The sequence below is a fragment of the Salipaludibacillus sp. CF4.18 genome, from assembly GCF_051262595.1.
In the GTDB taxonomy this organism is placed as follows: Bacteria; Bacillota; Bacilli; order Bacillales; family Salisediminibacteriaceae; genus Salipaludibacillus; species Salipaludibacillus neizhouensis.
In genome coordinates this window covers 108,577-129,797 of record NZ_JBIMEV010000010.1, presented here as the reverse complement: position 1 = coordinate 129,797, position 21,221 = coordinate 108,577, and the positions used below count along the sequence as shown (strand labels likewise).

At 35.3% G+C, this 21,221-nt stretch carries 18 protein-coding genes and 1 riboswitch; of the genes, 3 read left to right on the top strand and 15 right to left on the bottom strand.

Translation table 11 applies throughout. The features are described 5' to 3' along the window. Positions 1 to 137: 137 nt before the first annotated feature. The 12 genes from ACHABW_RS09175 to ACHABW_RS09120 form a co-directional block, all read right to left on the bottom strand. Positions 138 to 3,491, bottom strand: a complete 3,354-nt coding sequence (locus ACHABW_RS09175) for a DNA-binding protein (protein ID WP_435755024.1) — start codon at positions 3,489 to 3,491, stop codon at positions 138 to 140. A 1-nt stretch (position 3,492) separates the two neighbouring features. Next, complete coding sequence (locus ACHABW_RS09170) at positions 3,493 to 4,812, bottom strand: hypothetical protein (protein ID WP_435755023.1); 1,320 nt, start codon at positions 4,810 to 4,812, stop codon at positions 3,493 to 3,495. Positions 4,813 to 5,377: 565 nt separating this feature from the next. Then, positions 5,378 to 5,944: a Maf family protein gene (locus tag ACHABW_RS09165; protein ID WP_435755022.1), complete on the bottom strand. Its 567-nt coding sequence runs from the start codon at positions 5,942 to 5,944 to the stop codon at positions 5,378 to 5,380. Between the two features lie 134 nt (positions 5,945 to 6,078). Next, positions 6,079 to 7,122 (bottom strand): hypothetical protein, encoded by a 1,044-nt coding sequence (locus ACHABW_RS09160; RefSeq protein WP_435755021.1) that lies wholly within the window; start codon positions 7,120 to 7,122, stop codon positions 6,079 to 6,081. Positions 7,123 to 7,248: 126 nt separating this feature from the next. Then, the gene (locus ACHABW_RS09155; RefSeq protein WP_435755020.1) at positions 7,249 to 8,058 is read right to left on the bottom strand and encodes a hypothetical protein; all 810 of its coding nucleotides are present in this window, start codon (positions 8,056 to 8,058) and stop codon (positions 7,249 to 7,251) included. Continuing rightward, positions 8,055 to 8,696 carry a PilN domain-containing protein gene (locus tag ACHABW_RS09150; protein ID WP_435755019.1) on the bottom strand — a complete coding sequence of 214 codons (642 nt, stop codon included), beginning with the start codon at positions 8,694 to 8,696 and terminating at the stop codon, positions 8,055 to 8,057. The genes ACHABW_RS09155 and ACHABW_RS09150 overlap by 4 nt, the downstream gene beginning before the upstream one ends. Positions 8,697 to 8,698: 2 nt before the next feature. Next, positions 8,699 to 9,697 (bottom strand): type IV pilus biogenesis protein PilM, encoded by a 999-nt coding sequence (pilM, locus tag ACHABW_RS09145; RefSeq protein ID WP_435755018.1) that lies wholly within the window; start codon positions 9,695 to 9,697, stop codon positions 8,699 to 8,701. Further along, positions 9,697 to 10,464: a prepilin peptidase gene (locus ACHABW_RS09140; RefSeq protein WP_435755017.1), complete on the bottom strand. Its 768-nt coding sequence runs from the start codon at positions 10,462 to 10,464 to the stop codon at positions 9,697 to 9,699. The genes pilM and ACHABW_RS09140 overlap by 1 nt, the downstream gene beginning before the upstream one ends. Positions 10,465 to 10,580: 116 nt before the next feature. Further along, positions 10,581 to 10,997, bottom strand: a complete 417-nt coding sequence (locus ACHABW_RS09135) for a competence type IV pilus major pilin ComGC (protein WP_435755016.1) — start codon at positions 10,995 to 10,997, stop codon at positions 10,581 to 10,583. Between the two features lie 32 nt (positions 10,998 to 11,029). Then, a riboswitch (cyclic di-GMP riboswitch) is annotated at positions 11,030 to 11,115 on the bottom strand. Between the two features lie 4 nt (positions 11,116 to 11,119). Beyond that, positions 11,120 to 12,325: a type II secretion system F family protein gene (locus ACHABW_RS09130; RefSeq protein WP_435755015.1), complete on the bottom strand. Its 1,206-nt coding sequence runs from the start codon at positions 12,323 to 12,325 to the stop codon at positions 11,120 to 11,122. Beyond that, positions 12,325 to 13,365 (bottom strand): type IV pilus twitching motility protein PilT, encoded by a 1,041-nt coding sequence (locus ACHABW_RS09125; protein WP_435755014.1) that lies wholly within the window; start codon positions 13,363 to 13,365, stop codon positions 12,325 to 12,327. Before ACHABW_RS09125 ends, ACHABW_RS09130 begins: the two co-directional genes overlap by 1 nt. Before the next feature lie 8 nt (positions 13,366 to 13,373). After that, entirely contained in the window at positions 13,374 to 15,035 is a 1,662-nt protein-coding gene (locus ACHABW_RS09120) for a GspE/PulE family protein (RefSeq protein ID WP_435755013.1), read from the bottom strand. A gap of 234 nt (positions 15,036 to 15,269) precedes the next feature. On the opposite strand from ACHABW_RS09120, the gene ACHABW_RS09115 reads away from it, so the two are divergent. The 3 genes from ACHABW_RS09115 to ACHABW_RS09105 are packed head-to-tail and all read left to right on the top strand — an operon-like array spanning position 15,270 to position 17,622. Further along, positions 15,270 to 15,719, top strand: coding sequence for a type IV pilus modification PilV family protein (locus ACHABW_RS09115; RefSeq protein ID WP_435755012.1), 450 nt, complete (start codon positions 15,270 to 15,272; stop codon positions 15,717 to 15,719). After that, positions 15,716 to 16,174, top strand: coding sequence for a PilW family protein (locus tag ACHABW_RS09110; RefSeq protein ID WP_435755011.1), 459 nt, complete (start codon positions 15,716 to 15,718; stop codon positions 16,172 to 16,174). Before ACHABW_RS09115 ends, ACHABW_RS09110 begins: the two co-directional genes overlap by 4 nt. Before the next feature lie 14 nt (positions 16,175 to 16,188). After that, the gene (locus ACHABW_RS09105) at positions 16,189 to 17,622 is read left to right on the top strand and encodes a DUF7305 domain-containing protein (RefSeq protein ID WP_435755010.1); all 1,434 of its coding nucleotides are present in this window, start codon (positions 16,189 to 16,191) and stop codon (positions 17,620 to 17,622) included. A 217-nt stretch (positions 17,623 to 17,839) separates the two neighbouring features. Here the strand turns inward: ACHABW_RS09105 and ACHABW_RS09100 are convergent, their stop codons facing one another. The 3 genes from ACHABW_RS09100 to ACHABW_RS09090 form a co-directional block, all read right to left on the bottom strand. Further along, positions 17,840 to 19,531, bottom strand: a complete 1,692-nt coding sequence (locus ACHABW_RS09100) for a VanW family protein (protein WP_435755009.1) — start codon at positions 19,529 to 19,531, stop codon at positions 17,840 to 17,842. Continuing rightward, positions 19,521 to 19,784 carry a hypothetical protein gene (locus tag ACHABW_RS09095; protein ID WP_110935002.1) on the bottom strand — a complete coding sequence of 88 codons (264 nt, stop codon included), beginning with the start codon at positions 19,782 to 19,784 and terminating at the stop codon, positions 19,521 to 19,523. Before ACHABW_RS09095 ends, ACHABW_RS09100 begins: the two co-directional genes overlap by 11 nt. Positions 19,785 to 19,912: 128 nt before the next feature. Beyond that, positions 19,913 to 21,142, bottom strand: coding sequence for a bifunctional folylpolyglutamate synthase/dihydrofolate synthase (locus ACHABW_RS09090; protein WP_435755008.1), 1,230 nt, complete (start codon positions 21,140 to 21,142; stop codon positions 19,913 to 19,915). Positions 21,143 to 21,221: the final 79 nt, after the last annotated feature.

Sequence of the window (21,221 nt, the reverse complement as noted above, 5' to 3'; positions counted from 1 at the left end):
GTATATCGGAATATTGTCTTAATGTACTTTTAGCGTCAGCAATTAGCTCTTTTAAATCAACACTTTCATTAATATTTTGATGCTTAATTTCTTGTAGTATTGTATTTATACTTAAAATATTCCCCAAATTAATTCCCTCACTTTGTCATATCTCTATTATCCTTTATTGTTAATAATTTCTTTAGATTATATGAAGAGACAAGCTTACCTAGAGACTTTAACCTTTCCTCACCACCGTCAATAAAACCATCAAGAACTTTCCTACCAAATGTAACTCTGGCATCACTAACAACCTCGTACAATAAATGGAAATGGTTTGCTAATTTTCTCTTTTCACCCAACGGCATAACCTTAAATTCTTTTGCGATTTTGTCTAGAAGGTTTACATAAACATCCATCAATTGAGATAAAGCATACACATTTACAATTGCAGCTCCACAAGAATGGCAATCAGGCATTTGACCATATTCATCTTCATATTTACATTCTGTATATACACATTGGTAATACCTTTCTTTTGAAGGGAGATTTCCTGCAATTGAATTTAAATAAAGATTCCAAACCTTATCACTATCTTTTTTTCTTAAATAATCCGATACCGCCTCTCGTTCTTTAGCAAGTTTATTAATCAATCCACTTGTAGCTTCAATCTTTATTGGATCTCCAAAATTTTCATGAGTGTTTATAATATTCTCCGTTTCATTAATTCTATCAATCTCTGCTCCAAATAAAACCTTATTAAATATTTGTGTCACATGTCCAAAGCTATTTCGTTCAAACAACTCCAATACTAAATGATCCACTTGATCCTGGTCTAATTTTATATAATGATCAATTGTTGTTTGTTGATTCTTGTGAGCTCTTGATACTTGTGATTCTTTAAGACCTTTGCCAAGATGTCTTAAAACAGACCATATCAGTGTATTTAATGTTCTATTCATTTTACGATTTTCAAATACTAAATCATTTGTAAATTCAGAAAAAAATGCATCATAAGGGTATCTATTTTTATTTAATCTTATTGATAAGGGGTCTTTCCCTAACGTTAATCTAATTAAGATTTCACTATTGTTATTTGTTAATTGAGTCCTCATTTCACAAATAGCTATAGCAGTTGCGAAAGCTATTTTCATCGGTTCTCCAATATTAAATGCACTTTCAGAATTTACATTAGTCTTATGAATGTGCTGTACATACCTTCCTATTTGAAAAATAATATCATTTGCATCTTCTATAGACGGTTCATTTTTTTCTAACCAGTTCAAGCTCGTAATCCTAGTATTTGAAAGATCTATTCTTGGTATTTGTGTGATAACCGTGTTATGACGCCAGTTATTTGTCAGTTGAACTAGAACATATAACCAAGTACTATCATATTTTTTATATCTAACTCTTGACAACCCTTTATCAGAATCCTCGATATATCTTTTGGCATCAGACAATGCTTTTGCTTTATGGATATCTACTTGCAAACAATAATTGTAAAATTGATGATATTCTTGTACTGTATAAATTGATGTACTATCTCGGTGGTAAATTGTTTTATAATCAGAGGGATTGTTAAGGTTGTCTAAAACGATTTGAATGGGCTGGTTTTGTAAATCAAATGTATCAACAACCTTTCTAACAAAGCTATAAAATTGCCCTTGTTGTATCCTTGAAATTGAATTGTAGGGATTTAGGAATTTTTTATTTATTTCAGCAGTTTTATAATAATAAATTTCTTTAGTGAAAATACTAAGAATACTTTCTGTAGTGTTTATAAATGAATGAATTAAATGTGAAATAGTCGTCGTATTTGATTTTATTAAGGTTTTTTCTACATTTTCATACCACAATTTTTTCGTGTTTTTTAAATCATTAGGAAACTCTAAATTCAAAACCTCTTCAACCTTATAAACAAACTCCTCAAATGGATTTTCCATCGATATTTCATTAAGTGATATTTTGTTAAAATAAGATTCCCAATAAGAATCAACTTTATCTTTCTTAAATACATGGCCACCATTACTTTTCAACCAATTCTTCAAGTATATTGAAAGCTCTTTATACTCAATTTCCAATGAATTATTTTTGTTTTTAAGCACTGCTAAATATTTGCTATTATATTTTTGTTTGATTTGCTCAACTGTGTAATAATCATTATTAATGTATTCTAGTTCTGCTTTTAATTTATTTAAAAAATTGTCTACATCTATTGAATCAAAATAAGGTTGATGACCTTGATAATAAGCAATAGGTAATTCTTGTCCTTCAATTTTCTTGTAAATTTTCTCACTTAAATTTAATATTTTTTTTGTTTCCACTCCTGAATAATATTTCCTATCCCCGTTTTTATGTATGGGCTTTTTCCTATTTTCAATAGCTTTATTTTCTATTTCAACCTCTTCAATTAACTTTTTAAAGTCAAATTCATTATAAAATATTGCATTATTATTTTTACCTAGGTGAATGGTTAACATGTCCGCGAATTTTTTAAAGACCTTTCGAACTACACCGTGACTGGCTAATTCTAATAAGTACTTTTGAACTTCTTTTTTGCTAATATGTCCTTCAAAAAATTTCAATATCTCACTTTTTAAATAAACAGTATAAATGTACCTATTTGATTTCACATTTTGAAATTTTCCTGTGATCTCGATTTCAGTGACATGTCCTTTAAGTTCTTTTCTTAAGTTGCTTTTTAACTCAATAATAAAGTTTGGTGGTAACTTTTGAAAATAATTATCAGAAATGTCATATATTGATATATATATATCTGTGTCATAAGGAGTACTTTCGACTAATTCTTCTATATCAATCCTTGGATAAAATAAGTTCTCTTTCTTTTTACCTAAAAATATCCCTTTAATTGAATGATCGTTAATAAGGTTATCAAAACTATCTAAAGAAACCTTTAATAAATGAATTGAATCTTTTATAGAAATATAATCTGAAAGGAACATCTCGACATCATCAAGACAATAATAATCTCTTCCATTTTCATTTACCACTTTCAAATTTGGTATATTCAACACATACTCTGCAAACTTTTGAATAAGGTTATTGTCACTCAATCTATTTGCATCTCTACCAACTAATGATGCTAATTTATAGATATCAATATATTCTTTGTTATTAATAAATTTCAATGGTTTTTCTATATATTCTGAAAAAAGAGTATATATTTTCTCCCTTGGATAATATATTTGTGATGGTGAGTTTACTAATATATAAGGTTTAATGTTATTTTTTTTAATGTAATTCATAATGAATTGTTTCGAACGATTTACAAGACTTATAATTTCTTCTTTGCTAATATGATTATTTATAAAATTTTGAATATCTTGAAGGCAATAAAATGTTTGAGTTGAAGTATTTTTTATTTTGACATTAGGAATTCTTTTAACTAAGTCCAAATCTCTAATCTTATCACTACTTTCACTTCTCCCTAAAAGCTTTATTACTTCTGTCAGATTTACATATCCGTTTAGATTATTACCTTCTTTCATTTCATGATTCCCCCTTATTATCAAAATTAGAACTTACTGAAGATGACGGTATATTTAAATCAGATACAAATTTAAAGTTTTGTGGTTCAAGCATCCCTAGTGCTCTAGTAATATTATATGAAGCTGAAATCTGATCTTTATACGATTCCATAGATAAAACAGACATATCACCTCTTAAAATAGCTGTTTGTCTAGCTGTAAAGCCGGCATCCAAACACATATTAGTAAATGCACCTCTACCAATATGTGTAGATATTCTAGTGCCAGAAAAATCCTGATAGTCCTGAAACCTACCTTTTGTAGCAAACAATTTACCAAAGTAAAAATTTTTTAATTCTTTAAACTTCTTATAATATACAGTATAAGATAATGGCTCGCCCTTAGCATTAGAGAACAATGCAGTTTTATTATTAGAATCTTTTTTAGAACGTAATATTTTATTTATGTGACGCTCGTAGAATAAACTTACAATTGGATCTAATAAAACTGATTGGTCTCTAGGTCTCTTAACTTGTTCTTCTGCTCTTGATTTTTTATGAGGAAAAAGTTCATTTTGCCTATCTCTTATTAATAAGACCATTCCTGATTCTCCGTATTTAGATCCCTCTAGAGTTATAATTGAGTTTTGATCTAAGTTTAATACTTCACCCGCTCGCAAACCACCATAAAATTGTAATGCAACTGCAAATGCAATATCTGGTGCAGCCTCTAATGCAACTAACAAAAATTCTCTGATATAATTTAGTCTAATTATTTTTCTGTCTTCATTATTTTGGTGCTGTTGCGGTACAAAGTCTTTTCTCTTAACTTTTTCTCTTAATAATGTTTCATCCGTTTTTTTGTAAGTGAAATCTAATTTACTTGATGTTTTTTCTTCATTTTTGTAATAATACTTTGATAATACAAATAGTGGTTTTTCCTTTAAAATATCTTGTTTTAATAAATATCGATAAAAAGTGGATATATAGTTTTCCTTCATATTCAATGTGTTTTGCTTATTGCCTTTTTCCTTTACACAGTATTCTAAGTATTCATTAGCATGATATGTTTTTAAATGTGCTATCCCTATTGACTCCTCCATATTTAGTACATAATTAAGAAAAGGAACTATTGTTTTTGCTGCAGTCAATTCTGTATTAATAGAACCTGATTTTCTATGATATTGAGTATATAGAAATGAGGATATCGGATGCGGATAAATTATATTACCTTCAATATCCTTCACCCCTATTATTACTCTATCGGTTTCAAAATAACTGCCTACCTGTTTCAAAAAATATCTACCGGTACTAACAACAAATTTATATCTTCTCTCTTTCATCCTAATCCCCCTTGAATATATCCTTGCCTATTAATTAATTTCTCTTTTATTATCTATGAAATTATAGGGTATTCAACACTTATGTACTAAAAGCACCTCTACTAAGAGAGAATTACTAAAACATTAATTATTCTGTAGTTTAAGATATGGGTTGCATACATTTAAATTACGAACTACAAACATAGATACATCCAACGTTAATTACATATATTGTATCGGTTAAATTCCTTATTTCTCAAGGGGAAATGAAAAAGAGAAAGATACAGGTATTGCGGTTAACCGCAATACCTGTATCTTTCTCTTTAATGATCTTTCTACTCTCCTGAATATATATACAATTACCAGACAAATCTAAGTATTAATAATTGTACTCAAAGTCCATAATAGTTAATAATATAAAAGAGCTATAACAACTAATATATATGAATTTACACTCTATAATCTTATCTTTGTATTATTTATAACTTAGACCACAAGATAAATCATCATAGGCATTGTCAATATAATTCCTCCTTTTGATACCTTTCGTACCTAGAGTCAAGATTCAGCTGGGTACATCAGGAATTCACACATGATCATTAAACGTCTTCAATGCACGAACAACCTTTGCAATCGGCAACCCGACAATCGCAAAATAATCACCATTTATTTTTTCTACCAACATGGCACCTAACCCTTGAATTCCATAGGCTCCAGCTTTATCAACGGGTTCACCACTTTTTATGTACATACTAATATCTTCCTCGCTTAATGAGAAAAACTTCACCTCCGTTTTTTCCACAAACGTCACTTCTTTTTCGGCAGAAAGGAGAGTGACTCCTGTCAATACCGTATGCCAGCCTCCCGATAACATCCGAAGCATTCTCCTTGCGTCATCATCATCAGTTGGCTTTCCTAGTATGTGTGAGTCAAGCGAGACAACGGTGTCCGATCCAAGTACTAGATGATCAGGATATCGCTCGTATACATTTAACGCCTTTTGATAGGCTAAAGAAGCTACCAAATCTTCAGGTAGGTTTTTCTTCGTCAATTTTTCTTCTACATCACTTGGGATTACGGTAAATGAAAGGCCGGCTTGTTCTAAAAGCTGCTTTCTTCTTGGCGATTGCGAGGCTAATATCAAAGGTTTCATGCGCGTCTGCTCCTTTACTCTATTAAAAACCGAAGAGTAGTCATTTATAAAGATAAGAGGAAGAGACTATTAAATTTTACCAAACTCTTCCTCTTGATTCAATCTTATATCCAGAAAACTAACTGATTATTTTTTCATGACTCTAATTGATTAACAATCGCATTGTAATCGATCATTCCTTCTAGAACGCTTTTTTGAATTTCCCATGCATGAGGAGCAGCAGTTTCATTTGAAGAATAGACATCCATAACAGCTTGGCTGTTTACAATCCAATCTTTCAATAAAGTATTCATCGTTTCATCCTGACTAGGCAACTCTTTAAAAGATGTAATCCACTTTGCACCCAATTGCTGAAACTGGGAAATCTCATTCTCGGTTGGCTGCGCTCCCGCTATTTCATTCATAGAAATTTGCGTTGCGCCTTTCATCCATTGCACCCCATCTGCTAAAAATTGGTGTACTGGCTTTTCAACTTCGATTTGATCAGCATATATCGCATAAGATTTCATGTACGTATCCATTTCTTGTTTTTGGTAATAATTTCCTAGAGCTTCTGATGTGTCTTTACCTGCAGCGACACCCATAAATAAATACTGCGTGTCTCCCTCTTTCATGAGTACGGAAGGTTGTCCTTTTTCAGAGAGTAGATTCTGCATTTCTTTGCCTTTTTCTTCCGTTGTAAATGCTCCCCCCTGCGCAACAAACACATCAAATGCAGGAACGGAAAATTTCTCGTTTTCCCCTTCCGAACTTACACCTTGCACTTGACTCTGAGGAGTGCTCTGCTCTACCCCCAGGTCAGTTGTGTTCTCACTGTTATTAGTAAACAAAGAAAGCAACATCATACCAAAAGCCCCACCTACTAAAATGGCAGATGCTATCGATAAAAAGACAATATTTTTAAAAAAATTGAGCTTGAACTGGCTACCTTTACTCTTTTTTCTTTTAACAGGTGGAAGTTTTGGACTTTGTTCACTTATACCATCATCCCAAAAGGGCTCCATGGGTTTTTTTCGTTTGCTTTCCATACCAATTACTTTGTTTGGATCATCATCACTGGAGATGCCGGTAACAGGCTGAGTTTTCTCATTCTTATCCAAAGGTAAATCATTTCTGCCATTCTCTATCTTATAATATATATGACGTTCTTTATTTAGGCTGACGAGACTTTTTTTCATTCTACCTGTCCCCTTTTTCAATACGTTTATATTATTTTACGTTCCAAAACGATAGATTAGAACAAAAAAGATAGAAAAGAAAAGGTCATCTCACCTGTCATTTAAAAGATAGTTTTTAATTTTTCGCTATGGTAATTGAAAGAAAGGTGTTTCTTTATTAAAAGGAGTGCTAAATGGCCCCTGTCGTTCAAATTCTCCAAACTCAGGTAGTAATTCTTCCATATAGTATGTGCTGACAAGAACATTAAAGACGATTGTTTCATCCTCCTCTTCAACTTCTTCTTCTCCTTCTAACTCATACTCATCCTCTAATAGTGTTGCTTCAGACGGGGCCTGAAAATAAAGGGAATAGACCTCTGTGAAACGTTCCAGCTTTTCAATTTCAGCAATATAGTCGTATATATTTTCGTATGTCTCAGCGTGCCCAGTTAAGCTAGCTGTTATTCCATTTATATCTTGTTGAGTTGAATCGGTTTCAACTACAACTGGATCCTCGACATCTTCTATATCAGTATCAAGCTCCTCTGCAGGTTCATTTTGATCGGTAATTCTTTCTTCTGCTTCCTCTGATTCTTCTTCGATATTATCAAATGATGGCCTGAGCAATATATCTTTCGAAAAAACAAACTCCTCTATAGAGATGTCAGAGACGATTTCCAATCTCTCAATATCAATCATCCAATGATCAATCCAAGGATGTACAGGAACTCGCTTGAGAAGTGAAGTGATTTGATGGTCCTCGTATTCAACAGTCTCCTCCTGGGAGTTTTCTAAAGAGTATAAAATGTCTTCTTCGGTCATAAGTTGATCTTCCTGGTCAGAAATTTGCTCGTTAAGTGGTTGAATAACTAAAAGATAATATGCCAGTAAACCTACAGCGAAAAGACTTATTAAGGAAATAGCAAGGAACCGAATTCTTTTATTTTCTACATTCATTCATTTTCACCTTCCATTCCCTCGTCAAGCACTTCTCCTAATTCATCTTCTAGTTGTTCCTCCCACAAATCAGGGCTTAAAAGCATTTTTGTGTCAAGAGTAATCGTAAAACTAGCGACATACCTGGGTAATACCTCTTCATTCCATTCATCTTCATTTAAGATAATTTCTTCTGCTAACATTTCATCAATCATCGCTTCTTCGACAACAACTAGCTCATCAACGGCATGGAGAAAGCTTGCTGCCTCTCGTTGTTCATCAAATTGAATATCCGCAGTAATAATACCTTCCTCTTGATATTCAAACGTTTCAATAAAGCCGCGTTCAGGAAGTTGACGGACAAATGTCTCTAGTAATCGAGATATTGGCTTTCGTTGCCCCTCTAATTCTTCCACTGCCGATTCCAACTTACTTCCGTCTGAACCCATATTAGCTTGTCTCGCAGTAATAACCTGTTGCATTGCTCTAACATTTTCAATCTCTCTTTCCAACTGTTGACTTCGTTGCTCTTGATTTTGATGAAAAAGAAAGCCAAATACGACTACCATCATCATCGTGATAATTAAAAGAAACAGAAGAAGAAGTTGAATGCGATTACCCCTTGCTTTTTTCGGAAGTAAATTAATCTCAACGTTCATCACTACACCTCTTTTAGACAAAGGCTTAGAGGGAGAAGAAATTTGTTAGCTACATTACTATTATCTTCAATAATATCACCTATAGAATGTTTCATCTCTATCTCCAGACCCGTGGAATTTTCCAGCATTTTTTTAACCTTCATTAACATTGGATGATCTCCCGTTAGAAAGATTTTTGACACTTCTTTCTCACCTTTAAACAAGGTGTATTTATAAAAATCTATGACTCGTTCAATTTCCGTAAACGAATCAGCTAGATCACCATCTATCTTTTCACTATTAATATCTTTCCACGTTACAAGAGAATCCTCTTGCGTCATTTCCCAATTTTCTACATCTAAGTAATGAGGAATACTCCTCAGAAAAATCGGTTTATGATGGTTGAAGACACTAACATTTATCGAAGTCATGTCCCATTCCAATAACATAATGTGAGCATCGTCATCTATCTGATCTAAATAATTCAAGTAATAGAATCGGTAAAGAGACAACGCTGCGACATCTGCAACATCTGGTTTTGTATTTCCGTCTTCCAAATGCTTAACATACTGTTTTAATAACGGTTCTGGAACCGCAAAAAAAAGAATCTCAATCGTTTCCGTTTCTTCCTCAGAATCTAAAATATGAAAATCAAAAGAAGCATCTTCAAAAGGAAGATGAATAGAGGTTCCTATTTCAAAATTAATATGACCTCGTATTTCTTCTTTCGTTAGATTATTAGGAAGAGACAGCTTCCGAAAGAAAATCGAAGAGTCAGGGACGAGAAATTTAATGCTTTTTCTTTTTAATTTCCAATTCGCGATACACTCTTCTAAAATCAGAACGAAATTAGTTTCATCAATAATTTTTCCTTTTTCTATGATACCTTCAGGAACTGCTTTCTCATAGAATGCCACCATAGATGCTTCCGAGGCTTCTTTTGTTATGACACAACGGATGACGTGATCTTTAAATTGTAAGCTTACATGATCTTGTTTTCTGAAATTTAATAAACCTGTCATTAGAAACCTCCATTAAGTAGTAAGTTGACATACCAATCTAGTATTGGATCATAGAAATAGTAGCTTAGAATTGCTCCTAGGGCAATAAAAGGTCCAAAAGGGATTGGATGTTTTCTTTTTAGTTTACCAGTTATAAGTCCGATAATACCAAACACAGCCCCAAGGAATGACGATAAAAATATCGTTAATAATGTTCCTGAAAAACCTAGTACCAAACCAATTACAGCCATTAACTTGATATCTCCTCCACCCATGCCGCCCTTGCTTAGAATTGCTAAGAGCAAAAATAAGAGGAAACCAAATGCTGCTCCGGCAAGACTATCCCACCAATTTGGTAACGGTTCGATCACTCTTAATAGGAGAAGCGGAACTAAAAAAAACAATAGTACTTTGTCTGGGATCAGCATTGTCTCTAAATCAGATATTGTAATAATGATTAACATCGAAACAAAAACAAGAGCAACTACTAATTCCATCGACCATCCAACAATGATAGGAGAAAGTGAGAATAGAATTGCTGTTGCCAGTTCAAATAATGGGTATTTTACCGATATGTATGATGCACATTTTTTGCAATGTCCCCGCTGTACCACATAGGATACAACCGGTATAAGCTCTTTCCATGTAAGTGTTCGCTTACAAGTTTGACAGTTTGATCTCGGAGTAACAATCGATTCGCCCGCAGGAATCCGCAAGCCTACAACATTATAAAAGGACCCGAATATTGCTCCTACTACAAATAAGTATACATGAAAAAGAACTTCCATGGACATGCTTCCTTTCATATTTAAATCTAAAGTTTTCTATGGTATCAAACTTAGAAGATCATTATAAAGAAATGTCCCCCACAAGAGTGGGGGATAATTATTGAATTACTACATTTTTATGAATCAGCAATAGATAGATTGTTTCGTGTACCAGAAACTGTTTTAATTCCTACCAATTCAACAGTATGATCTCCACCTTCAACAAATGTAACCGTTCCACTTGTATACGATTGATCATTCGCATTGCTATGCGGGTCTTCCATATCATCAACAAGGAAACCACCACTTACTAAACCATCAATATCAATCGAAACTTCAGTAGCATTTGGATTAGAAGCTTCATACAATCTTGCTGCACTAATCAATTGCTGTGCGTTTGCTTTAGAAGCATCATCTCTTGAATTTTCAATTAAACTCCCCACACTAGGAATCGCAATTGCAGCGATAATCCCCAAAATAACAACAACTACCAATAATTCAATAAGCGTAAGCCCATCTTCATTCTTCAACATTTTTCTTAGCTTTTTCATCATGTTTTTTCTCTCCTCTTTTTTAATCTTTTATTTATAGAGAAGGCCGGTTGCACTACTCACTCCTGATGATCCAAGTACCCATTTAAATCGATCATCTTTCATCGCTTCCTTTGCTATCTCATTTATATTTCTGAATAAATTTGGAACATCGGCACCATAATCGAAATAACGATTGTTCCTACGACGACCGCTAATAAAATAATCATTACCGGTTCAATTAATGCTTTTAATTTGTCCGTTGCATATTCTACTTCTTTCTCATAGAAATCTGCAATTTTTACTAACATGTCATCCAATGCTCCTGTTTCCTCACCTATCGAAATCATTTGAATCACCAATGGAGGATAAACCCAGTGCTCTTTCATCGGAGTCGTTAGTTTTTGTCCTCTTTCCAACGCTTCACGTGACTGTTTCAAAGATTGGGAAATCACTTCATTCTCGACTACCTTTTCAACAATTTGCATCGATTGTAATACTGGAACAGAGCTATAGAATAATGTACTAAGAGTTCTAGACATTCTAGCTAACGCTGCTTTTTGCAATAGCGAACCAAAAATCGGCATTTTTAACAATGCATAGTCATAGTAATATTTCGTTTTGGGAGTTTGTTGAACCGCCCATAGACAAACAATTAACATAACTAGTAATAAGATCAGCAACCACCAAAATCCAGACACAAAATCACTTGCCCCTAATACAAATAGGGTAATTGACGGGAGTTCACCTCCGACATCACTCAACATACTTGCAAATGTTGGGACAACGGATGATAGCAGAAAGATTACCACACCGATGGCAACCACTCCCACAATAGCAGGGTAAGCTAGAGCTGCTTTTACTTTTTGCCTTGTTTCATGCTGTTTTTCAAACTGCAAAGCGAGTTGCTCTAACGTTTCATCTAATGACCCACTTACTTCACCTGCACGGACCATATTAAGGAAAATAGGCGGAAACACTTTTTTATGTTCTGAGGCAGCGTCTGAAAATGCTTTTCCTGTTAATAACTCATCGGCTATTTGTGCAAGGGCCCTTCCTAAAACTTTACTGTCTGTCTGCTTCGACAAGATCATTGTCGTGTCCAAGAGAGAAACACCTGATTTGAGTAATGTAGCAAACTGTCTTAGAAACAATACAAAATCCTGTAATTTAACCGGATTACCTAGTGAAATCTCTTTATTTAATAACGATGGAGCTACTTCTGTTAGAGAAGCTTGTGCGACTCCTTGTGCCCGTAGCTTTTGAATGGCTTGCCGCCGCGTTTGACCTAAGACAACCCCTTGCTTCTTTGTCCCATTTTTCAGTTTACCTTCGTATTTAAATTGAGCCATTAGGAATCCCTCTCTTGTAAGTACGGAGCTACCTCTTCGTGACTTACCTCGTTCCGCCTAAGTAGTTCTCGAAGTGACATCTCAAGTGTGTGCATACCCTCACTGCGACTTGTCTGCATGACATTATAAATCTGGTGAATTTTTTCATTCCGGATCATATTTGCAATCGCAGAATTATTTACCAGAATTTCTGTAGCTGCTTTTCTACTGCGATGATTAGTTGAAGGAAATAACCGTTGTGAAATAATCGCAGTCAAAACGGAAGCAAGTTGAATTCTAATTTGCGCTTGCTGTTCAGATGGAAACACATCGATAATTCGATCGATAGTCGCCGGTGCACTTGACGTGTGTAAAGTCGCTAAGACTAAGTGACCTGTCTCAGCAGCTGTAATAGCGGTAGAAATCGTTTCTAAATCTCTCATTTCCCCGACAAGAATGACATCCGGATCTTGTCTTAAAGCTGCCCGAAGACCATTCGCAAATGATTTTGTATCAAAACCAACTTCCCGTTGGTCCACAATACTATTATCATGTTTGTGCAAATACTCGATTGGATCTTCCAGCGTAATAATATGTTTTTTAAATGAGTGGTTAATGTACTTCAACATCGCTGCTAGAGTTGTTGATTTTCCACTTCCCGTTGGTCCAGTAACAAGCACAAGACCTTGCTTTTTTTCCGCAATTTTGTTTAGTAATTGCGGAAGCTGTAAATCTTCGAGACTAGGAACTCCCATTGGAATAATTCGAATCGCAAAACTCACGTGAGATCGTTGATAATAAGCATTAATCCGAAATCGTGACACTTGCGGAATACCATAGGAAAAATCGACTTCTCCTTTTTCTTTCAAAATTTCTAAGTGACTGCTAGGAAGCAGTGCTTCCGTGATTCCGACCATTTCTTCCGGCGATATCTTGTCTTCATCTACTTTTACCAAGTCACCATGTATACGAAATATCGGTGGCATACCAATTGTTAGATGTAGGTCAGATGCCTGAACATTCACTGCTTTTTCAAATAATAAATCTATTTTTTCTTTCAATGTTTCACCTACTTATCTGTTGCCACTCTTAAAACTTCTTCGGTGGTGGTTATACCTTGTTTGATTTTATAAAGTCCATCATCAATGAGGAAATTCATTCCCATTGAGTGTGCATAATCTCTAATTTCCGAGCCTGTTTTTTCGTTCATTATCATATTTTTAATCGTATCGTCTAAGGTCAACACTTCATGAATAGCTAATCTTCCGCGATAGCCGGTCATGTTACACGTAGGACAACCTTTGCCGTAAGAAAGTTGGTCTATAATCACTCCATGTCGCTGGAAAATATCCGCTTCCCGTTTTGTTACTTCTCTTGTTCCCTTGCAATCCCGACAGATTTTTCGAACGAGTCTTTGTGAAATAATACCCGACAGGGACGATGCCAATAGAAACGGTTCAATTTTCATATCGATTAGTCGATTGACGGTGCTGATCGCATCATTCGTATGAATTGTGCTTAGAACAAGATGGCCAGTCAATGAAGCTCTTACCGCAATTTCTGCTGTTTCAGAATCTCTAATTTCACCGACCATAATTATATCGGGATCCTGTCTTAATATTGATCTGAGTCCATTAGCAAAAGTCATGCCTACTTTGGTATTTACTTGGATTTGATTAATCCCCTCAATTTGATATTCCACAGGGTCTTCTACAGTAATAATATTTACCTGATCACTGTTTAAATCGTTCAAGCCCGCGTATAACGTGGATGATTTCCCGGAACCTGTTGGACCTGTTATCAAGATGATTCCATTAGGCTGCTTCAAAAGATATTTAAACTTCTCATGATGCGTCGGACTGAATCCTAGTTTATGCAAATCATTTATGGCGTTTCCCAAGTCTAGTATCCTCATCACTACTTTTTCACCATAAACAGTTGGCAGTGACGATATTCTTAAGTCGACAGGGTGAAATTCTACGTTCATCTTGATTCGCCCATCTTGAGGGACTCGCGATTCTGTAATATCAAGATTAGCCATAATTTTAATTCTCGCAATTAACATGCTTTGCATATGTTTAGGTAAATTCCGTTCGGTTCTTAGTACACCATCAATACGATATCGAATGTTCACCTTATCTTCCTGAGGGTCCACATGAATATCACTGGCTCTCTCTTGTATAGCCCGAAGGAGTAACTGATTTACAAGCTTCACCATCGGAGAATCTTCTTCGGCAATTGATTCCTCCTCTTGCTGTTCGGGATTGAATTCTTCCCCTAACATGTTTTCAACAGAGTCATCAAGATCATAGTATTTATTAATCGTACGAATAATGTCGTCTTTTGTAGCAATTGCAACTTCTACTTGAAATCCGGTTGATAACCTGATGTCGTCTATCGTAAAATAATCCATTGGATCCGCCATGGCAATAAATAATTTATCACCCTCCAATTTCAATTGCATGATATAATTTCTCATAGCCATTTCCTTTGGGATAAGCGAGACCATTTTCTGATCAATGGGATATCGGTATAAACTGACATGAGGGATTCCTAGTTGAAATTCTAATACTTCGATTAACTGCTGTTCAGTAATAAACCCTTGCTGCAGCAAAGAATCTCCAAGTTTTTGGTTACTTGATTTTTGACTTAACGTTTCTTCAAGCTGTTCACTGGTAATGAGACCTGAATCTACTAATAAATCTCCTAATCTTTTACGTGTTTTTTTCAACTACCTTCACCCATTCCAACAAAAATACTACTTTTTACCAATTGTATCCACTATAGTGAACATAATAGTGAAAAAATAACTATTTTCCATACAGGTAAATGTAGCTATCTGTATACTCATTATAATGTATAATAGGACTAAATACAGTTATTTTTACAAAAAATATGTCTAAATTTAGAACTTAAAAGAGATCACATTTTAATTAACTGATAATTATACAGGTGGTGACATAAAATGGTACCTTTCATTAAAAAAAATTTAGTCTCGCAAAAGGGATTAAGTTTACTTGAAGTTCTCATATCTCTCACTATTCTCGCTATTGTCATTATTCCTATATCAGGACTGTTCATCCAATCTGCTAAGTCGATTCAAATATCGGATACTATTCTTGATGAAACGTATATTGTTCAGGAATATATGGAAACAGTGACGTACTATTCTAAAACTATTCCGTTTGACCAAGTATCCGCTCAACTGACAGCAGAAGATTTTACGGAAATAACTAGTAATGAAGACACTTACGCTGGTTACAAAGTAATAGACGGAGAATATATAACCATTAAATTAGAAAAGAATGAAGCGCAAGAAGGTTTGATTTCCTTAATTGTCGGTGTATCTGAAGTTTATCCTTATGATAGATTTGATACTTATATGGAAACCATTTTATATTGGGAGGGCGAATGATGTCTATGCTGAAAAATGACAGAGGTTTAAGTCTGATTGAGCTGCTGATTTCCGTCTCTCTCTTATCTATGATTCTTTTAATTGTTACTTCGATTCAACTATTCGGACAAAATCAGTTCATGAATCAAGCAGAACACGTAGACAGTCAGGCTGACGTTAGATATGCAATGAATGATATTCAGCGGAAGATAAGGTCTGCAGATGGTTCTCAGATAACTACAAAAGATGATGCAATCTATCTGAATAATGAGGAATGGATTTATTTTGAGGCAGGATCAAGTACGATTTGGGAAACTGTGGATGAGGATAAGAACAAGCTCGTTGACAACATAAAAATGTTTACTGCACATCCCGATGAGGATCATATGGAAAAAACAAAGATAACGATAGAAAGCTTCTCACCGACGAACGGACAATCAACGACCATCTCATCTTCTATTTATATTAGGAATTGAACGGAGGATAATCTATGAGACATAAGTTTCTCTCAACTAAGAGATTAAATAATGAAAATGGCATGGCTTTAGTTTTGGTTTTGCTGTTAATCATGATTTTTTCTGTATTAACCCTAGGTGTCATAGGTGTAACATCTTCGAATTTAACGTTAACAACCGGAGAGCGTGATCATCAATCCTCTTATTACATCGCTGAGGCAGGAATAAATGTAAGGATGCAAGAGATTCAAACAGAAAGTTTAGAAGCATACAACCAACATCTGGAAAACCCAATTGGTGATTCTCGTGATGCAATTGTTTCAGCCATCTCTACTGGTCTAAATGAAAAAAAAGACTTTAACAATGGGATATTCTTAACAGAGGTACTTGGTCCTCTTAATGATGAATATCCTCTAAAATACACGATAAAATCTGAGGGAATAATCAACAATCGATCTCGTAAACTTACTAAAGATATCACCATTAATTCCCCTGAAAATAATGACCTTGCAGTTGTTACTGATGAATCCATATCTTTGCGTGGTGGAGCTAGTATTAATGGGAGCGTTGCTACAAAATCTCTTAATGAAAATGCGATTACTCTTACTGGTGGATCATCCATTACGCAAAATATTTCTCTTCATCCCGATGCAGATAATGAAAAAGTGATCAATGTACCTGATCATTATCCTGAAGAATGGTGGTTAAAAGTCCAAAAAAAATCCTATCCTTCACTCACGTTTCCGATTTTCCCTACGTATCCCGAGAATTCAGAAAATCACGATAATATTGAGCTGAGCGGCAATGATAAGTTTAAATGGGACTTAAACAGTAGCGTTACTTCTATCTCAACAATAAGTTTAAAAAGTAACACTGAATTAACTATTGACGTCGGTAACTCTGATAAAAAACTTGTAGTTAGCCATTTAAATATTATAAATGGACATATTTTAATTGAAGGGACAGGATCCCTAAAAATATATGTCATTGATGAAATTACAATGGGTTCAGGGAGCAGTATTAACAATGATGGTGATATTGATCAACTACAGTTGTTTTTAAAGGCTTCCGATTCCACTACCGCTAAAACATTAAAGCTAAGTGGTAATCAAAAGATATTTGGATCTTTTTTTGGAGAAGATACAAACATAGACCTTACAGCCGGAAGTGGTTTCCAAGGACATATTTTAACAGGTGGGACGAGCGTTAATATTTCTGGTGGCTCTGATAACACTACCAAATTATTTCACGCTCCCAACGCACATTTTTCTATGAGTGGCGGAGGTTCTGTAACCGGGAGAATTATTAGTAAGAGCTTTGAAGCCACTGGAGGTAGTCATGTCATAATGGATAAAATAGAAGAAGATAGCCTTTCTACAATATATGATGGCTCAAATCCAGGAGACTACTTTTTTAATCAAAACAATTTAATTATTTCTACCACTCCAACCAAAGAACAAGCAGAATAATGACATAGCAGTCAATAAGAAAAACGCATAGCGTCTTTTGTTAAATACAGCGTGATCTTTCGCCACCCCCGAGTAGCACCTAAGTAAAGCGTGTAGGTGCTACTCGGGGGTGTGTTTCCCTTGAAATGCGTGGCGTAAAGATAGCTGTCAACTTATATAAAAAAAAAACGGGATCCTTCTTTTGTACAAAAAAGAAAGATCCTGTTTTTTATAAAATTTAATATCCCTTAACCGGTTCCCCATCTTCATCTTCTCTAGGAGAGTTACTTCCACCATTGTTGGTGTCTGGATATCCTGATGTCCCTGTTCCATTTCCTCCTGTACTACTATTATTTTCATAAGAAGTCACACCGTTTTGACCTGTTCCTCCACTAGTTCCTTGACTTCCATTACCACTCCAAAAATCAGACCAACGAGTATCCGTTTCAGGACTTTGGTTCGTGCCTCCTGAGTTGGATCCATCAGAACCAGATCCATAACCTGAATCAAAATCAGTATCGTAATCATAATCACTTCCGTAACCCGTATCATAATCCGTATCATAATCTGTTCCATAGCCTGTATCATCATTACTGCCTGAATTTGTTCCACCATTAGTTCCATCCGTACTACCATATCCGCTTTCATTACCTGTTTCCGTTCCATAGTAATCATCCAAAAATTCATCGACGGAATCGTAGTCATCCGGATTCGGATTCTCAGTGATAGGATTTCCGTACTCGTCAAAGCCTATTTCCTCTTCCTCAGTAACTCTCAGATCGTCAACATTTCGCAACTCCACTCGATGTTCTGGTGGATAATAGTCATTGGCTATCCACTCTTCGACCTGCCACTCATTTTCTGGGAAATCAAACGTTCTGACAATATCGTAGGTTGTCCCATTTGAACCCATCTCTTCAACCGAAGAACCTCCTGAAGAAAGTTGTTCTGTATAGTTAACAATTGTTTTTGGTTCTAAATCATGAACATCTTCCATTTCAACAGTGACCGTATAAGGCAGATTCTCCCCTATTAGCTCAACAGTCAATAAGCCATTATCGTACTCAAGTTCCAGTTCATAACTGACCGGATTAGGGTTATCAAAGACCAAGTCTTGCTCACCGATTACAACTTGAGTATCAAATCCTAGTGGTATCCCTTCATTTAAACGTTCAGGCTGGTGCCGCTCCACTAATTGAAAGTTACTGTGTAATAGCGTTTCAAAAACTGCTGAACCTACTATTGATAAGGGGTTGCCTTCTGTGGATTCAATGTTTTGCCCTTCAACCACTTCTGTCAATGAGAAACGACTATCACCTTCTATCACAATTTCAGGCATCTCATTGGACCATGCTTCTAACAAAGGGGAATCAAGTTGCCTCGTAGCACTATAGAGAACCGTTTCCTTCTCTTTAATATCAGAGTTTAAAAACTCATGCACATTTAACTCTAGCTCCGAGTTAGGTAAATTCACTGCAGTTTCCAAAACCTCTATTTCTAGCTGCTCTTCATTTACCAGATTCATATCTTGAAAGTAAAAAGAGAACTGAGATAAGTTATCACGAAGATAAGTCACATCAATCTCTGCCATTAAATCATACGACGATGCTTTGTTCATGTCAGCATTCGTCACCGATTCTTCCACAAAAAAATCTATTGATTCCACATTAGATTTAACTTCCTGTTCATACCATCGAAATGATGCTTCTGCTGATGCCTTCCAATTCTCCACTTCTGTTTCAACTACCGCTATTGCTTCTTCATGCGTTAGATTACTAATATCAGCCGTTGCAATAAATGTATTGTTTTCAAACGTTTCTTCTTCGTAGTAAGCGGTATAAACATAGTCACCGCCAAATGTAATATAAAAAAGAAAGAGAATACTCCCGCTTAACAAAATCATCGAATTTACAAAATATTTAATTTTCATAAGATCCCTCTTTCCCACTCTCAGAATCAACTTTTACTTTTGTGAAAAAGATAGCCGTAATCCCTGCCAGCAGCAGAACTACTATAATAGCTACACTCCAGTGAATGATAGAGGATATATAATAACCAAGCCACACGTAAATTACAGATAAAAAAACATGCAAAAAAAGAACGAATCGAGAAAAAACGGGAGGAAGAATAAATATTATAGGAATTAATAGTATAAAACCTATGAGTAAAAATAGATAAACCATACGTACTCCTCCTTTAAAACAACATGTTAGTATTAAATATACCATTTTTCCAATCACATTATGGATCTTTTTGAAATTTTCATTACCAATTTTGTATATCGAATGTTAAACTCTTCTATTATTCACCTCTAAATAAGCTCTCTTACTTCACCTGCAAACTGATGAGACCCTGTAACAACCAGTACCTTTCCCGTTGGACCCTCGTTGCTCCATTCACGTATCCATTGTTCCGGATTTTTAATATAATTGCTCTCTTGTAAAATAGACTGTGATTGATAGTCTTCCAAATCCATACTTCTTTCAGAACCAAAACCTGTAATGTGAATAACGGCTCCGGCTGCCCGCAAGTTTTCTAGCATTTCTTTAACCGGTTTATCGCGCATTGCGCCAAATAACACTTCCACCTGCATGTTCTCAGGAAATCCCTTTATCTGTTCACAGACAGTTTGCATTGCTTCCACGTTATGAGCCGTATCTATTATTATTTCAGGAGATTGCTGAACCCGCTCCCAACGTCCCGCTAAAAAAGCTTTTTCTAAACCTTTGACGATACTTGATTGACCTAGTTCTATTATCGTTCTATCGTCTAATTCTTTTGCTACTGCAACGGCAATCGCTGCATTTTTCTTTTGATGTTCCCCTTGCATACGAATACGCTCTGTCAATCCTTCCTCAAGGTGTTTCACTTCAACCATATAGGCACCTAGTTTCTGAACGACAGTTTGTATCTCATGCAAGACTTCATTACTACTTGCTGTAAACATAGGAACACCTTTTTTCGCTATTCCGGCTTTTTCTCGAGCGATTTCTTTCACCGTATCACCGAGGTACTGTCGGTGATCAAGACCTACATTTGTCACAATTGTGGCTATAGGAGAAGTCAGTACATTAGTAGCATCAAGTCTACCACCCATTCCCGCTTCCACTAACACGATATCGACAGGATGAATGGTAGAAAAATAATGATACGTTAAAGCAACCATGAGCTCGAACTCACTCACCATTTCTCCGCGACGATCTTCTACAATATGCACAGCTTGGACAATTTCGTCACATGCCATTCTGAATTCCTCTTCGGTAAGAGGCACACCATTCAACGTCATTTGATTCTTCTCCGGTCCGAATGCTGGCGTGTTAAAAGCTCCAACCTTATAGCCCTCCTCTTGCAAAATAGCAGCTAAAAAAGCACAGGTTGATCCTTTACCGTTCGTGCCAGCCACATGAATAGCCCGAATCTGCCTTTCCGGATGACCTAATTGTTCCATTAATTCTTCCATTCGATCTAATGTATAAGCAATACCTGCCTTTTTTTTCGAAAAAAGAAGGGCTCTTGCTTGGTCATAATTCTCTATTCTCATCACTATCACTTCATTTCAATAATTGATTTTAACTGGAAAAAGTGCCATGATCAATTCAATGACATATTTTACTTTATCA

What these genes read in the sequence shown, in the direction of transcription:
- ACHABW_RS09140 (WP_435755017.1), bottom strand. Translation starts at nt 10,464, where the DNA reads ATGGAAGTTCTTTTTCATGTATACTTATTTGTAGTAGGAGCAATATTC.
- ACHABW_RS09170 (WP_435755023.1), bottom strand. Translation starts at nt 4,812, where the DNA reads ATGAAAGAGAGAAGATATAAATTTGTTGTTAGTACCGGTAGATATTTT.
- ACHABW_RS09115 (WP_435755012.1), top strand. Translation starts at nt 15,270, where the DNA reads ATGGTACCTTTCATTAAAAAAAATTTAGTCTCGCAAAAGGGATTAAGT.
- ACHABW_RS09110 (WP_435755011.1), top strand. Translation starts at nt 15,716, where the DNA reads ATGATGTCTATGCTGAAAAATGACAGAGGTTTAAGTCTGATTGAGCTG.
- ACHABW_RS09090 (WP_435755008.1), bottom strand. Translation starts at nt 21,142, where the DNA reads ATGAGAATAGAGAATTATGACCAAGCAAGAGCCCTTCTTTTTTCGAAA.
- ACHABW_RS09135 (WP_435755016.1), bottom strand. Translation starts at nt 10,997, where the DNA reads ATGATGAAAAAGCTAAGAAAAATGTTGAAGAATGAAGATGGGCTTACG.
- ACHABW_RS09095 (WP_110935002.1), bottom strand. Translation starts at nt 19,784, where the DNA reads ATGGTTTATCTATTTTTACTCATAGGTTTTATACTATTAATTCCTATA.
- ACHABW_RS09160 (WP_435755021.1), bottom strand. Translation starts at nt 7,122, where the DNA reads ATGAAAAAAAGTCTCGTCAGCCTAAATAAAGAACGTCATATATATTAT.
- ACHABW_RS09175 (WP_435755024.1), bottom strand. Translation starts at nt 3,491, where the DNA reads ATGAAAGAAGGTAATAATCTAAACGGATATGTAAATCTGACAGAAGTA.
- ACHABW_RS09150 (WP_435755019.1), bottom strand. Translation starts at nt 8,696, where the DNA reads ATGAACGTTGAGATTAATTTACTTCCGAAAAAAGCAAGGGGTAATCGC.
- pilM (WP_435755018.1), bottom strand. Translation starts at nt 9,697, where the DNA reads ATGACAGGTTTATTAAATTTCAGAAAACAAGATCATGTAAGCTTACAA.
- ACHABW_RS09100 (WP_435755009.1), bottom strand. Translation starts at nt 19,531, where the DNA reads ATGAAAATTAAATATTTTGTAAATTCGATGATTTTGTTAAGCGGGAGT.
- ACHABW_RS09155 (WP_435755020.1), bottom strand. Translation starts at nt 8,058, where the DNA reads ATGAATGTAGAAAATAAAAGAATTCGGTTCCTTGCTATTTCCTTAATA.
- ACHABW_RS09165 (WP_435755022.1), bottom strand. Translation starts at nt 5,944, where the DNA reads ATGAAACCTTTGATATTAGCCTCGCAATCGCCAAGAAGAAAGCAGCTT.
- ACHABW_RS09105 (WP_435755010.1), top strand. Translation starts at nt 16,189, where the DNA reads ATGAGACATAAGTTTCTCTCAACTAAGAGATTAAATAATGAAAATGGC.
- ACHABW_RS09130 (WP_435755015.1), bottom strand. Translation starts at nt 12,325, where the DNA reads ATGGCTCAATTTAAATACGAAGGTAAACTGAAAAATGGGACAAAGAAG.